Origin of the sequence: Mesorhizobium sp. AR07, assembly GCF_024746815.1 — a bacterium.
Taxonomy (GTDB): Bacteria; Pseudomonadota; Alphaproteobacteria; order Rhizobiales; family Rhizobiaceae; genus Mesorhizobium.
The window spans coordinates 2,193,537-2,207,080 of record NZ_CP080525.1 but is presented as its reverse complement, the minus strand read 5'-3'; the positions used below and the strand labels follow the sequence as shown (position 1 = coordinate 2,207,080).

General features: G+C 61.0%; 12 protein-coding genes. 6 read left to right on the top strand and 6 right to left on the bottom strand.

The window, feature by feature from the left end; translation table 11 throughout:
• Positions 1-42: 42 nt before the first annotated feature.
• The 3 genes from BPNPMPFG_RS11190 to BPNPMPFG_RS11180 form a co-directional block, all read right to left on the bottom strand.
• A complete protein-coding gene (locus tag BPNPMPFG_RS11190) occupies positions 43-747 on the bottom strand; it encodes a cytochrome c oxidase subunit 3 (RefSeq protein WP_258595394.1) in 705 nt (234 codons plus the stop codon).
• Positions 744-2,519: a cbb3-type cytochrome c oxidase subunit I gene (locus BPNPMPFG_RS11185; RefSeq protein ID WP_258595393.1), complete on the bottom strand. Its 1,776-nt coding sequence runs from the start codon at positions 2,517-2,519 to the stop codon at positions 744-746. Before BPNPMPFG_RS11185 ends, BPNPMPFG_RS11190 begins: the two co-directional genes overlap by 4 nt.
• Positions 2,520-2,590: 71 nt before the next feature.
• Positions 2,591-3,430 (bottom strand): cytochrome c oxidase subunit II, encoded by an 840-nt coding sequence (locus BPNPMPFG_RS11180; protein ID WP_258595392.1) that lies wholly within the window; start codon positions 3,428-3,430, stop codon positions 2,591-2,593.
• A gap of 606 nt (positions 3,431-4,036) precedes the next feature.
• On the opposite strand from BPNPMPFG_RS11180, the gene BPNPMPFG_RS11175 reads away from it, so the two are divergent.
• The gene (locus BPNPMPFG_RS11175) at positions 4,037-4,186 is read left to right on the top strand and encodes a hypothetical protein (protein WP_258595391.1); all 150 of its coding nucleotides are present in this window, start codon (positions 4,037-4,039) and stop codon (positions 4,184-4,186) included.
• Positions 4,167-5,333, top strand: coding sequence for a DUF930 domain-containing protein (locus tag BPNPMPFG_RS11170; RefSeq protein WP_258595390.1), 1,167 nt, complete (start codon positions 4,167-4,169; stop codon positions 5,331-5,333). Before BPNPMPFG_RS11175 ends, BPNPMPFG_RS11170 begins: the two co-directional genes overlap by 20 nt.
• A 124-nt stretch (positions 5,334-5,457) precedes the next feature.
• Here BPNPMPFG_RS11170 and BPNPMPFG_RS11165 read toward each other — a convergent pair whose 3' ends face one another.
• Genes BPNPMPFG_RS11165 through BPNPMPFG_RS11155 form a run of 3 tightly spaced genes read right to left on the bottom strand, consistent with a single transcriptional unit; the run spans position 5,458 to position 8,778 of the window.
• Positions 5,458-6,654, bottom strand: coding sequence for a mandelate racemase/muconate lactonizing enzyme family protein (locus BPNPMPFG_RS11165; RefSeq protein WP_258595389.1), 1,197 nt, complete (start codon positions 6,652-6,654; stop codon positions 5,458-5,460).
• Between the two features lie 36 nt (positions 6,655-6,690).
• Complete coding sequence (locus tag BPNPMPFG_RS11160) at positions 6,691-8,052, bottom strand: mandelate racemase/muconate lactonizing enzyme family protein (RefSeq protein WP_258595388.1); 1,362 nt, start codon at positions 8,050-8,052, stop codon at positions 6,691-6,693.
• A 21-nt stretch (positions 8,053-8,073) separates the two neighbouring features.
• Positions 8,074-8,778 (bottom strand): GntR family transcriptional regulator, encoded by a 705-nt coding sequence (locus BPNPMPFG_RS11155; protein WP_258595387.1) that lies wholly within the window; start codon positions 8,776-8,778, stop codon positions 8,074-8,076.
• Between the two features lie 313 nt (positions 8,779-9,091).
• Between BPNPMPFG_RS11155 and BPNPMPFG_RS11150 the strand changes: the two genes are divergently transcribed.
• From BPNPMPFG_RS11150 to BPNPMPFG_RS11135, 4 genes are all read left to right on the top strand, one after another.
• Entirely contained in the window at positions 9,092-10,492 is a 1,401-nt protein-coding gene (locus tag BPNPMPFG_RS11150; protein WP_258596718.1) for an ABC transporter substrate-binding protein, read from the top strand.
• Between the two features lie 153 nt (positions 10,493-10,645).
• The gene (locus tag BPNPMPFG_RS11145; protein WP_413776871.1) at positions 10,646-11,536 is read left to right on the top strand and encodes a carbohydrate ABC transporter permease; all 891 of its coding nucleotides are present in this window, start codon (positions 10,646-10,648) and stop codon (positions 11,534-11,536) included.
• Entirely contained in the window at positions 11,533-12,417 is an 885-nt protein-coding gene (locus tag BPNPMPFG_RS11140; RefSeq protein WP_258595385.1) for a carbohydrate ABC transporter permease, read from the top strand. Before BPNPMPFG_RS11145 ends, BPNPMPFG_RS11140 begins: the two co-directional genes overlap by 4 nt.
• 21 nt (positions 12,418-12,438) lie before the next feature.
• Positions 12,439-13,536, top strand: coding sequence for an ABC transporter ATP-binding protein (locus tag BPNPMPFG_RS11135; RefSeq protein WP_258595383.1), 1,098 nt, complete (start codon positions 12,439-12,441; stop codon positions 13,534-13,536).
• Positions 13,537-13,544: the final 8 nt, after the last annotated feature.

The window sequence follows — 13,544 nt, the reverse complement described above, 5'->3', positions numbered from 1 at the left end:
TTTCCTTCTCGGGTACAACCCGTCGCGCGCCGCGCGCGGCGTCTAGGTCAACAATCCCCTGCAGATGTCGATCAGGTCCGCCGCCCAGCCCATGAGCACGCAGAAGAGCACCAGCCAGACGACGAGCAGCACGTGCCAATACATCGCGCAGAGTTCGGTCGGCAGAACGAGCGTCTCGGACCGGGCGCTTTGCCATGCGCGAACATTGACCCGGCCAAGCGCTACCAATCCGCCGATGATGTGGAGGCCGTGCATCGCGGTCAGAAGATAAAAGAAGCTGGCTGCCGGGTTCTCGGTTGCGAAATAGCCCTCGGCGGCGAAATCGTGCCAGGCCAGCAATTGTCCGCCCAGGAAGGCCACCGATGCCAGGGCGCCGATGAAAAGGGCGAGCCGGAGATTGTCGAGTCGTCCCTTGTGCGCGGCAGACACTGCGCCCTGCAGCGCAATGCTTGCCAGCACCAGCATCGCGGTGTTGAGCCACAGGACCCTGGGCACGGGAGCGGCCTGCCAGTCGGCATAGACCATGCGCATGAAATAGGCGCTGATGAGCAGTGCAAACAGCGTGCCGACCACAGCGAGGAACACGCCAAGACCGATCTTGGCCGGATGCATGAGCGACGCTTCCGTCTCGGGAAATGCCGTCACCGGCCCGGCCTCCAGCCATGGCTTGGACATCAGCCGCTGGTGCGACAGCCACCAGCCGACCACGGCGGCTATCGCGGCGAGGAAGATCACGATCGCGCTCATGCGCTGCCGCCCTGCGTTAGCGGGCGCGGATCGTTCTGCGCAATGAAGTCTTCCGGCGCGCCGGGCACGCTGTAGTCATAGGCCCAGCGATAGACCACCGGCAGCTCCTTGCCGAAATTGCCGTGCGGCGGCGGTGTGCCTGCCGTCTGCCATTCGAGCGTCGTCGCCCGCCACGGGTTGTCGCCGGCCGGCCGGCCGTGCCGGATGCTCCACAGAAGGTTGAACAGGAACACCATCTGGGCAAAGCCGACCACAAGTGCTGCGATGGTGATAAATTCGTTCAGCGCGTGCACGGAAGGCGGGACAAAGGCAGTGTCGCCGATCTCGGGATAGCGCCGCGGTACGCCAACCAGCCCGACATAATGCATCGGGAAGAAAATCATGTAGGCGCCGACGAAGGTCACCCAGAAATGAAAGCGACCCATCGCTTCGTTGAGCATCCTGCCGGTGACCTTGGGGTACCAATGATAGATTGCGCCGAAGACGACGAGTATCGGCGCCACGCCCATCACCATGTGGAAATGCGCGACCACGAACATCGTTTGTGCCAGTGGTACGTCGACCACCACATTGCCGAGGAACAGGCCGGTCAATCCGCCATTGACGAACGTGACGATGAAGGCGAGCGCAAACAGCATCGGAATGGTCAGGTGGATGTCGCCGCGCCACAGCGTCAGCACCCAGTTGTAGACCTTGATAGCGGTGGGGATGGCAATGATCAGTGTGGTGGTGGCGAAGAAGAAGCCGAAATAGGGATGCATGCCCGAGACATACATGTGGTGCGCCCAGACGACGAAGGAAAGCGCGCCGATGCTAATGATCGCCCACACCATCATGCGATAGCCGAAGATGTTCTTGCGCGCATGCGTGCTGATGAGATCGGAGACGATGCCGAAGGCGGGCAGCGCCACGATGTAGACTTCGGGATGGCCGAAGAACCAGAACAGGTGCTGGAACATGATCGGGCTGCCGCCGTCGTGCGGGAGTGGGGTGGTGCCCATCTCCACGATCGCAGGCATGAAGAAGCTCGAGCCGATCACCCGGTCGAACAGCATCATGACGCAGGCGACGAAGAGCGCGGGGAAAGCAAGCAGCGCCATCACCGTGGCTGTGAAAATGCCCCAGACGGTCAGCGGCAGGCGCATCAGCGTCATGCCACGCGTACGACCCTGAAGCACAGTCACCACATAGTTGAGGCCGCCCATGGTGAAGCCGATGATAAACAGGATCAGCGAAACGAGCATCAGGATGATGCCCCAGTCCTGTCCGCCGGGCGTGCCCGAGGTGATGGCCTGCGGCGGATAGAGCGTCCAGCCGGCGCCCGTCGGCCCCCCCGGCGCAAAGAAGCTGGCCGTCAACACCAGAACAGCGAGCAGGTAGATCCAGTAGCTCAGCATGTTGACATAGGGAAACACCATGTCGCGTGCGCCGACCATCAACGGGATCAGGTAATTGCCGAAACCGCCGAGGAACAGCGCGGTCAGGAGGTAGATCACCATGATCATGCCGTGCATGGTCATGAACTGATAATACATGTCCGGCGTGATGGACGTGAACGTGTCGGGGAAACCGAGCTTCAAGCGCATCAGCCAGGACAGCACCAGCGCGACAAGGCCAATCGCTGTCGCCGTGCCCGCATACTGGATGGCGATGACCTTGGCGTCCTGCGAGAAGACGTATTTCGTCCACCAGCCGTGCGGATGATAGAGCTCAACCTCAGCCACTTCCGCAACCGGAATGAGGCCTGCTCCATGAGGCGTGATATCAACCATTCGTACACCTCCTCGCTCGTTTCCGTCTCACGCAAGGCAACCTCCAGGGTCGTCTCGCCAAATGCCTTTCCCTAGTCGGCCTTCGCCTTTGCCGGTTCGACAAGCGCGCCCGTCTTGGCGGGCGCCGACAGTTGGGCAAAGGTCGATTGCTGCTGCAGCCAGGCCAGATAATCCTGCTCGGTGTCGACTTTCACGACGCCACGCATGAAGGCATGGCCGACACCGCAAAGCTGGGAGCAAAGGATTTCGAACGTTCCTGTCCTGGTGGGCGTGAACCAGAAATAGGTGATCATGCCCGGCACCATGTCCATCTTGGCGCGGAACTCCGGCACGTAGAAATCGTGGATTACGTCGATCGAGCGCAGCACCATCTTGACCGGCTTGCCGACCGGCAGATGCAGGTCGGCCGCCACGACCACGACATTGTCCTGACCGTTCGGATCCTGTGGATTGATGCCGAGCGGATTGTCGGGACTGATGAGCCGTGCGTTCGACGTGCCGAGCTTGCCGTTCACACCGGGCAAGCGGAAGCTCCATTGCCATTGCTGCGCGACGACCTCGACCTCGGTCGCGTCCTTGGGAACGGTGACGAACTGGCTCCACACGAACAGGCCCGGCGCCAGCAATGCCGCAACGCCGACAGCGGTGAACGCGGTCAGCCAGGATTCGAGCTTTCTGCTTTCGGGCTCGTAGTTCGCCTTCTGTCCTTCCTTGTGCCGGAAGCGGTAAACACAATAGGCCATGAACAGTACGACGGCGGAGAAGACCGTCCCGGTGATCCAGAAAGTGATGACAAGAGTGCTATCGATATAGCCCCAGTTGGAGGCTATCGGCGTTGACCACCAAGGGCTCAGCACATGGAACAGCACCGAGCCGACAACAATCAAAACGAGTACGAGCGCTACGGCCATCCTCGGTTCCTCCGGCATTCCGAGGGACGCTGTCCGGCAGGAAGGCCGCGTACATCATAGCGCGATTTGCCTCAGAAATACTAGGGCGTAGTGACGATTAGGGTTTGAGGATCGAATGAGGATGTGTCGCGACCTTTTCGATAATTCGGTAGAGCGTCTCGCGCATCTTTACCGACATGCCCGTCCCGTTCGGCGCCCGAGCTGGATGTGAAAGACCTGCCAAAAACGGCTGAAGCCAGTGCTCGAGAGATGGACGGCTTGGGCGCCTTGCGGCGCCTGGATATTTAGGGCGAGCGCAGGCTAGTCGAAATAGCCGTGGCGGCCATCGAAGAGGCATTCCTTGCCTCCGCGATGGATTGCATTTGCTTTCTTCCACGTCCGATGGTCAGGGCAACATTCTGATCGATCTGGTTCGGCAATAGAAAGCCAGCCAGCGGGCATCAGCAAAAGGGCAACACGGTTGCCGAGTCCGCCTCCGCTCCCGCGGGCTATTTTGGCTCCTCCTGCGGCTACGATAGCCGATGGAGGCGCCTGTTTCCAATTCCCGGAGGCGATGTGATCCTCAATCACGCATCGAAGATATCCGCCTGAGGTTACGACACGACAATGCCAATCATATTCCGCTTTGACGGCCCGCGCGTGGTCATTTTATATCACCAACCTGTTCAGCGGCTAAATTGCGCCAATCCGGCGGCCATGCTTGATACCGCCGCTATTTCATTCCACATCGGTCAGGATGAAGGACGAGACACGTGAGCGGCGTCGGACTTTGCTGTGGGCCTTGCCCGCATCGCTGATCCTGCATGCGCTCATCACCGCGCTCCTGGTCTACGGCCTGCCCATGCCTCCCCAACAGCCGCAGGAGGAGCAAGCGGTAAACGTCGCACTCGTGCCCCCTCCCGATCAGCCAAAACCGAAACCTGCTCCCGCGCCGCCTCCAAAGAAACCCGAGGCCAAAAAGCCGCCGGAACCGAAAGTGGAAAAGCCGCCGGAGCAGAATGTTGAAAAGCCGCCTGCGCCGGAAAAGCCGTCGCCAGTCGAGGTCCTGAGGCCTGTTTTTCAGTTCGGCGACAAGGATGCCGGCCCCCGGAAATCCTTGGATGGCAGCAGCGCTCAAGACAACTCGCCGTCGCCGGCCAAGGATAAGGATTCGAAGCCGCCTGTCGTGCCGAAAGATGCAGAGAACAAATCTGCCGCGTCGCCAGACTCGGGAGAGCGGGCAGATCCAACCAAGGTCGGCGAGAAGCCGGTAACCGCAGCGAAGGACATCGAGCCCACACAGGAGAAGCAGGCAACTTCAACCCAGGACATGGGCAACCAGGAAGCAGACAAACAGCAGGCGGGAGCAGCCGCGGCGGCAACGCCGTTGGCCGCCGCCGGCGGCGACATTGAGATCGCGCTTCCCACGTCGGCCGAAGCGCCGAAACCCAGACCCGAAAACGCGCCGAAACCCAGCCCTGCGAAGGTTTCGAAGTCTGGAAGCGGCAGCGCCAGAAGGCCAAGCTCCACCGACGTGGCGGCTGCCGCATCGCGGGTTTATTCGGACCTTCCAGGCGTCCGCAGGCTCTACTCGCAAGGCGCTACCGGTGATGCGCTGGCTACAATGTCGATGGCCGACGTGCCTCGCTACGAGCGCGCAGGCCAACTTTGTGCCAGCACGTTGTACCAACAACTGGAGAACGCTTCTTATATTCCCGACTGGGTGCCAGCTTTTCGGTTGAACGCGGGCAATATTATCGACCAGCCGAATACTCATTTCCGTACGCGAACAACTTGGTATGATTTGAGCTTCCGGTGCGAGGTAGACACCAATGCGACGAGGGTCTTGTCCTTCGCCTTCCGTGTCGGACCTGAAACCCCGCCCGACGAAAGTGCCCGCCTTGAACGATCTGTTCCCCACTAGGGCAATTCCACGACGGGCAACATTCGAGCCGTCCGGCTGTTATGACCCGATCAGACTTTCTTAAGGGTTGCTACCGGCATCCCTTAGCGATACCGCTCCAAGTTGGTGATATGGCAAGCGATACTCAGTCGAAGAAGCCGGCGTCCTCTTCCTTGAGGTGCTTCTTCGCGCCCGCGGCATCGATGTCGACGCCCAATCCGGGAGCTTCGAGCAAGTCGATCATCGAATCCTTCACGATCCGCGTCGGCAGGCCAATGACGATATCCTCCCACCAGGGGTCGGAGGCGCTGGGATATTCGAAGGCGATGTAGTTGGCGGGCAGGGTGGCGCAGACATTGATCAGCGCGCCGAGGCCGAGGAGACCGTTCGCCGTGCCGTGCGGCGCCATCATGATCGAGTGCAAATAGGCATGCTCGGCCACCCATTTGAGTTCGGCGATGCCACCGATATCAGCGGGGTCCGGACCGATGACGCGGACGGCCTGCGTTTCGATCAGTTCCTTGAAGTTGTGACGCAGGTAGATTTGCTCTCCTGTATGGATGGGGGTGGACGTGGATGTCGTGAGTTCGCGGTAGGCCTGCGGATTGACCCATGGCACGTAGTCGCCCGTCAGCATGTCCTCCAACCACATGAGATTGTATTTTTCCACCGCCTGCGCGAAGCGGATGGCGTCCGGCAGGAACCAGCCAGGACCGCAATCCAGGGCCAGAGAGACCTTGTCGCCAAGCACTTCCTTCATTGCAATGACGCATTCGATCATATGCGCCATGCCCCGCTCGCTGATCTGCCCCTGATCCATCGCGCCGTGATAGGTCGGCGGCTGGCGGACGCCGTAGTGGAAGTCGGGGACACTTGTCTTCATGTTGGAGTGAAAGCTGATGCCCTGTTTCACCATGAAGAAGTTTTCAGGCCGCTCCATCATCCATTTGACGTCCGCCGCGTAGTCCTCTGGCTTATCTCCGGTCCGTTTTTTGCGGATGGAGCCGTTGTAGACCCGCACCTTGTCGCGCACCTTGCCGCCGAGCAGCTTGTAGACCGGAACGCCCGCCGCCTTGCCGGCGATGTCCCAGAGTGCATGCTCGATGGCGCTGACGGCGGCGCCATAGGGTTTGAACGAGCCGCGCTGGCGGATCTTCAGCATGCAGCGTTCGACGTCGGTCGGGTCTTCACCGATCAGCGCCTCGCGGAAATGCAGCACCCAGGGCTTGAGGTAAGGCTTGGTGTACTCCGCCTCGCCCAGGCCATGAACGCCTTCATCGGTCACGATGCGGACGATGGGATGTTTGCCGATGACGGCGCACCGGAGATCGGTGATCTTCATGCTTTCCCTTTCTTGCCTTCCCCAAAGGTGAGGCGGTCAGCTCCAGGTCCGGTCCCAGGAATATTCGTCATCCCAGTGATCGGTCGGCTGCCAGATGCCTTTGACCCCTTCCTGCAGGTGCTGGCTGATGACTTCATCAACCACGTCGTCGATACCCAGGCCCGGCTTGTCCGGCACGGTGATGAACCCGTCCTTGACCAGCGGCTTGGGCAAGCCCGTGACGATATCGTCCCACCAGTCCACTTCGACGCTGTGATATTCGAGCGCCATGAAGTTTTCCGTGGCCACCGCGACATGCGCGGCGGCCATCGCGGCGATCGGGCTTTCCGCCATGTGAATGGCCATGGCGATGCCATGGTCCTGGGCGGCGTCGCCGATCTTCTTGGTCTCCAGGATGCCGCCGGTGGTAAGCAAGTCCGGGTGGATGACCGAGATGCCTGAGTTGAGCAGCGGCTCGAAGCCCTCCTTGAGGTAGATGTCCTCACCCGTGCAGATCGGCACCGACGTTACCGCCTGCAACTGCCGATACTGCTCGGTGTACTGCCAGGGGATCACGTCCTCGAGCCAGGCTGGTGCGTATTTCTCGATCCGCCGGGCGAGACGGATGCCGTCCTGCAGCGAGACGTGTCCGACATGGTCGATGGCGAGCGGAATCTCGTAGCCGATCACCTCGCGGACCTCGTGAATATATTGATCGAGCAGGTCGATGCCCTTTTCGGTGAAGTGGAGGCCGGTGAAGGGATGCGGCACGTTCTGCGCGTCATAGGCGGCGTTGCGCGCCCGGCGCTCGTCCGGGGTGCGTGCCCGGCCGCGAGCGGGATGTGTGCGGAAACCGTCGAGCACGCCGGCCGGCGCGACCACCGCGCCTGGGATGTGGGAGATCTGCGCCAGCCCGAGGTCCATCTTGAGGAAGGTGAAACCGAGATCCATCCGCGCCTTGAGCCGCTTGCCGGTCTCGGTGCCACTGGGCTTCTCCGCGTCGGTATCGCAATAGACACGCACCTTGTCGCGGAACCGTCCCCCGAGCATCTGGTAGATCGGCACGCCATAGGCCTTGCCGGCGAGGTCCCAGAGGGCGATCTCGACTGCCGAGACACCGCCACCCTGCCGCCCATGGCCGCCAAATTGCTTGATGCGGCGGAACAGCCGGTCGATGTCGCAGGGATTCTCGCCCAGCAACCGGCTCTTGAGCATCAGCGCATAGGTCGCGCTGGCGCCGTCGCGCACTTCGCCCAGGCCGACAATGCCCTGGTTGGTGTAGATCTTGATGAGTGCCGAGGTGAACGGCGCGCCGACGATCTCGGCGACGCGCAGGTCGGTGATGCGCAGGTCGCTCGGCCGCGAGCTGGTGCGGACATTGTTCTCGATCGTCTCAGCCGCACTGTTGTGTCTCGCCATCGTTCCACTCTCTCCTACTGATCAGGATTTGACGCCCGCCTGGCCCGCTCGCCTGGCGACACCCATCTGTTCGATGATATGGCGGCCCGACCCTTCCACGTGCCGGGCCACGACGGCGGCTGCGCCATCGGCATCCTGCGCCTTGATCCGTTCGATCAGTTCGCGATGCTCGCGCATCACCGCGACGCGCCGGCTGAGCGAAGTCGGAAAGCGGCGGCTGATGGCGCGCAGTATCTCGCGATGTTTCCACCAGAGTTCGGCGGCATGCCGGTTGTAGTGGCGGTCGTAAATCAGCTGGTGGAAACGCGTGTCGAGCACGCCGTGCTGGGCCAGATCGGCGAAGTTGAGTTCTTCGATCGCGGCCTGCGCCGCCTCGAGCCTGGCAATATCGGTGTCATCGACGATCGAGACGAACCAGCGCGTGAGGGCCGGCTCGATCAGCACTTCGATCTCGATGATGTCGCGTACGAAGGCCTCATCGATGGGCCGAACGCGGGCGCCGCGATTGGGCTCGATCAAGACGAAGCCCTCTCCCCGCAATTGCTGCAGCGCCTCGCGGATCGGATTGGTCGACGTGCCGTATTGGGTCGCCAGATCCGCGATCTTGAGCCTCACATTGGGTCCGAGGCGACCCGAAATGATTTCGTCGCGGATCATTTCATAGACCCAGCCGGGTTGATCGAAGGTTTCCCCCGATGGTCTGTCGATGAGTGTGATTTCGCTCATGGGCGCTGATTTTATGCACCTTTTTCACACTAGCCAAGCCCATAGTACGTTAACTTATCAAAATAATGTACGATTTCATTCAGGTTGACAGATACAATTTTGTCTGGAAGTCTCGTGAACCTTGGCTGAAGTCGAACAAATTCGATCGCCCAGGGAGGAGCGCAAGCTGTGGGTCGGACGCCCTGCCGGATGGCTGGGCAACCCGCCGTCGTGAGGAGGAGAAATCTCAATGAAGACTTCGAGAAATCGCGCAGCCAAGGCCGGTCGTCAGATTCTGACATCTTCGCTGGCGCTCGGACTGGCCGCGTCGTTGATGTCCACCGCGGTCCACGCGCAGAGCGTCGACCTCAGCAAGTGGTCTCCGGAATATGTCCGCAGCATTGCCGGCACCGAAGAAGTCAATACCGCCGCCGAATGCTCCAAGGTCGTGCCGCTCGATTACAAGGGTCGCCTGACCTACTGGTACACCGGTCCATCCGACGCAGAGCCCGAAATCACCAAGCAGATGGACAAGGAATTCTGGGTGGCGTGGAAGGCGACTTACCCGAACATCGAGACCGACGCGCAGAACATCAATTACAACGATCTTCTCGACAAGTTTCGCACGGCCTTGCTGGGTAACGCCGGCCCCATGGTGGTGCGGCTGCAAATCCTGGGCGGCGTGGAATTTGCAGCCAAGGGCTACCTGCAGGAACTGAAGCCCGAAGACGTCGGATATACGACGGCGGACTTCTGGCCCGGCGCCATGAAATCGGTCACCTATGACGGCAAGACCTACGGCATCCCGACCAACAACGAGACCATGGCCTTCATCTGGAACGCCAAGATCTTCAAGGATGCCGGCCTCGATGGGGAAAAACCGCCAGCCACGTGGGATGACGTCGTCAAATACTCCAAGCAGATCCACGACAAGCTCGGCATTGCCGGTTACGGCCTGGTGGCCAAGCAGAACGCCGGCAACACGCCGTTCCGCTTCATGCCGCAACTCTGGGCCTATGGCGGCGCGGCGCTCGACGAGGCCGACCCGGCCCCGACCTATCACAACATCGGTCTCAACAGCCCTGGCGCCAAGGCGGCGCTGCAGGCTGCCTACGACATGTATGTGCGCGACAAATCGGTCCCGGTTTCCGCGCTCACCAACACGCAGAACGAGAACCAGGGGCCGTTCATCGCCGGCCAGTTGGCCATGATGATCGCCCATCCGGCCGAATACGCCAAGATGGTGGACCTGGCATCCAAGGCGACCGGCGCCGACAAGAAAGTGGCCGACGCCGTGGTGGCGAACATGCGCTATGGCCTTATACCCGAAGGTCCGGCGCGGCGTGCCGTGGTGTTTGGCGGCTCCAACATTCATGTCCTAAAGCCGGAGTATGTGGACGGCGGAACCGACGAGATGGCGGTGAAGGCCCTCATCTGCATGTGGACAAGCCCCGAATGGTCGACGCGGCTTAACTGGGTCGGTTCGAACCCCGGCAATCTGCGCGGCTTCAAGACCAAGTGGATGAAGGAGCGTCTTGACCAGATCAAGTTCCTCGACGTGACGACATCCATGCTGCCCAACGGCATCCCATTCCCGGTGATCCCGGAAGCGCCGGAGATCATGAACATCATCGTCCCGGACATGCTGCAGAATGCCTTGACCGGCAAGATGACGGTCGACGCGGCCGCCGATGATGCCGCCGCGAAGGTCAAGGCGCTGCTTGGCGGCCTGTAACTTGGCTGCTTGTAAGTCGCGTCCCGCCCTGGAACGGCCGGCAGCCCTCGTGCTGCCGGTCCCCGCGTGCTCTAACAAAGGATGTAGCCCGTGAGCATCGCCACGGAACAGGCCGCCCCCGCACCGGCAAGGTCGCCGAGGCGCGTTGGCCTTCTGCAACGGGTGGTGAACCACCGCGCGGACTATCTCTATGTGTTTCCCGCGCTTGCGGTGATGATGATCGTCATCGCCTATCCCATCTACTATACGCTTGAGCTGAGCCTCTTCAAAACGCCCGCCAACCTTCAGATGAAGGACAAGATCTATGTCGGGCTCGACAATTACGTCACGATCCTGACGAGCGCGTCGTTTCGTGATGTCACCGTCAATACCCTGATCTGGACCATATCCTCGACGCTCTTCTCCTTCCTGCTCGGGCTTTGCGCCGCTTTGGCGCTGCATCGCGAGTTCGCCGGCCGTGGCGTGCTTCGCGCCGTTCTGCTGATCCCCTATGTCGTTAGCGCGGTTGCCGCGTCCTACGTCTGGAAGTGGCTCTACCACTCGGATTTTGGCGTGATCGGCGCGCTGTCGGTGCAGTTCGGTTTCACCGACAGGCCGATCAACTTCCTGGACAATCTGCACACGGCGCTGCCCTCGCTCATCGTCGTGAACATCTGGCGAGAATTTTCCTTCGCCATGATCATGCTGATGGCCGGCCTGCAGACCGTGCCCGACCAGTTGCTGCGTGCGGCCCAGGTCGATGGCGCCAATACCTGGCAACGCTTCCGCCACGTGACTTTCCCCCATCTGAAAGGCGTCTCGATGGTCACGCTGCTGCTGTTGATGGTGGCGAACTTCAACTCCTTCATCATCCCATGGATCATGACGGGCGGCGGGCCGGCTGGCGCTTCCGATATCTGGATCACCCAGATCTATCAGCTCGCCTTCGGGCGCCAGCGCTGGGGGCTGGCGTCGGCCTACGCGGTCATTCTGTTCATCGTGCTGATGACGCTCGGCTACTTCTACGTGAAAGCACTGACTCGCGGCGACGAGGCGAGGGCATGACCAGCACATTCGCCGACGCCGGCCGGTCTCGTATCAGAAAACCCATCGACTGGTGGCGATGGAGCGGTCGCGTATTCCTGCTGTTCCTGTTGATCTTCACGGTCCTGCCGATGGCGTGGATGGTGCTGACGTCGCTGAAGTCGCAATTCGCCGCGATGCAATACCCGCCGCAGTGGTGGCCGGCCGAGCCGACGCTTGAAAACTACAGCAAGCTGCTCGACCCCTCGAACTCAGTCGGCCACGAATTCCTGCAATATTTCTGGAACAGCCTCTACGTTTCGGTGGCAACGACGATCCTTGGCGTCGTCGTCGCGGTGCCGGCGGCATATGCCTTTTCGCGGTTCCGCTTTCCGGGCCGCACGTTCCTGTTTTTCGCGGTGCTCGTCAGGAACATGTTTCCCGCGGTCGTTTTCCTGATGCCGCTGTTCCTGCTGATGCGCCGGCTCGGATTGGTGGGCACCCACACGTCCCTGATCCTGACCTATCTGACGTTTGGCCTGCCGCTCTCGATCTGGCTGCTCAAGGGGTTCTACGACAACATCCCGATCCAGCTCGAGCAGGCGGCGCGCATCGATGGCGCGACGCGTTTCCAGGCCTTTTACATGATCGTGCTGCCGCTATCGTCACCGGGCATCATCGCCACGTCGATCTTTTCGTTCATCGGCGCCTGGAACGAGTATGTCTATGCCGTCACATTCCTGAACAACAAGGACAAGTTGACCTTGCCGGTGGGCATCCAGCGTTACTTCACCGAGTTCGCCACCGACTGGCCTGGCCTGATGGCGGCAACCTTCCTGATGAGCGTGCCGGTCGTGGTGCTGTTCCTTGTGCTGCAGAAATATTTTGTCCGCGCGCTGACCGAAGGCGCCGTGAAGTCGTGACTGCGTGAGGGGAGAAGCCGCATGGCCCAGGTCGTTCTGCGAGACGTCGTCAAGACCTACGGCAATCTCTACGCCGTCAATCATGTATCGCTGACCGTCGAGGACGGCGAGTTCGTGGCGCTGGTCGGGCCTTCCGGCTGCGGCAAGACGACGACGCTCAACCTGGTGGCGGGGCTGATGCCGATATCGGATGGCGACATCTACATCGGCGACAGGCTGGTCAACGACCTCGATCCCAAGGACCGGGATATCGCCATGGTCTTCCAGAACTACGCGCTCTATCCCAACAAGACGGTGTTCCAGAACCTGTCTTTTCCGCTGAAGATGCGCAAACTCGCCAAGCCGGATATCGAAAGGAAGGTGATGGAAGCCGCCAAGGTGCTCGACATCGTCCACCTTCTGAAACGGCTTCCTCGTGAACTTTCCGGTGGCCAGCAGCAGCGTGTCGCGCTTGGCCGGGCGCTGGTGCGCGACCCAAAAGTCTTCCTGATGGACGAACCTCTGTCCAATCTCGACGCCAAGCTGCGCGTGCAGATGCGCTCGGAGCTGAAACGCTTCCAGCGGGATCTCAGCGCGACGGTAATCTATGTCACGCACGACCAGCTCGAAGCCGTCACCATGGCCGACAAGATGGCGGTGATGAGCGGGGGGATGCTGCAGCAATATGATTCGCCGAGCCAGGTCTTCGATAATCCCGTGAACACGTTCGTCGCCAGTTTCGTCGGCAGTCCGGCGATGAGCCTGGTGCCGCTGAGGGCCGTCACCAAGGGTACCGAAGTGTCGTTGCAAAGTCCCGAAGGCTGGGATCTGCCGCTGTCTTCCGCCAATGCCCGAAAGGCGCTGTCCGCCAGTTCGGACAAAGTCGTGCTCGGCGCGCGCCACAGCACCCTCAGGCTGCGCAAACAGGCAGCGCCGGGCGCCGTGCCCGGCAAGGTCTATACCGTCGAGCCCACCGGCGATGTCACCTTCGTGCAGATCTATCTGGGTGCCGCGGTCGTGGTGGTCAGCCTCGAGCCGAGCGTCGTGATCCAGCCCGACGAGCCCGTCTGGATCGAGTTCGACCAGAACAAGATGCATCTGTTCGACGGCGAAACGACAATGGCGCTCAAGGCGGCGTAGCGGCAAAG

What these genes read in the sequence shown, in the direction of transcription:
- BPNPMPFG_RS11155 (WP_258595387.1), bottom strand. Translation starts at nt 8,778, where the DNA reads ATGAGCGAAATCACACTCATCGACAGACCATCGGGGGAAACCTTCGAT.
- BPNPMPFG_RS11140 (WP_258595385.1), top strand. Translation starts at nt 11,533, where the DNA reads ATGACCAGCACATTCGCCGACGCCGGCCGGTCTCGTATCAGAAAACCC.
- BPNPMPFG_RS11150 (WP_258596718.1), top strand. Translation starts at nt 9,092, where the DNA reads ATGTCCACCGCGGTCCACGCGCAGAGCGTCGACCTCAGCAAGTGGTCT.
- BPNPMPFG_RS11165 (WP_258595389.1), bottom strand. Translation starts at nt 6,654, where the DNA reads ATGAAGATCACCGATCTCCGGTGCGCCGTCATCGGCAAACATCCCATC.
- BPNPMPFG_RS11175 (WP_258595391.1), top strand. Translation starts at nt 4,037, where the DNA reads ATGCCAATCATATTCCGCTTTGACGGCCCGCGCGTGGTCATTTTATAT.
- BPNPMPFG_RS11185 (WP_258595393.1), bottom strand. Translation starts at nt 2,519, where the DNA reads ATGGTTGATATCACGCCTCATGGAGCAGGCCTCATTCCGGTTGCGGAA.
- BPNPMPFG_RS11190 (WP_258595394.1), bottom strand. Translation starts at nt 747, where the DNA reads ATGAGCGCGATCGTGATCTTCCTCGCCGCGATAGCCGCCGTGGTCGGC.
- BPNPMPFG_RS11170 (WP_258595390.1), top strand. Translation starts at nt 4,167, where the DNA reads ATGAAGGACGAGACACGTGAGCGGCGTCGGACTTTGCTGTGGGCCTTG.
- BPNPMPFG_RS11180 (WP_258595392.1), bottom strand. Translation starts at nt 3,430, where the DNA reads ATGGCCGTAGCGCTCGTACTCGTTTTGATTGTTGTCGGCTCGGTGCTG.
- BPNPMPFG_RS11160 (WP_258595388.1), bottom strand. Translation starts at nt 8,052, where the DNA reads ATGGCGAGACACAACAGTGCGGCTGAGACGATCGAGAACAATGTCCGC.
- BPNPMPFG_RS11135 (WP_258595383.1), top strand. Translation starts at nt 12,439, where the DNA reads ATGGCCCAGGTCGTTCTGCGAGACGTCGTCAAGACCTACGGCAATCTC.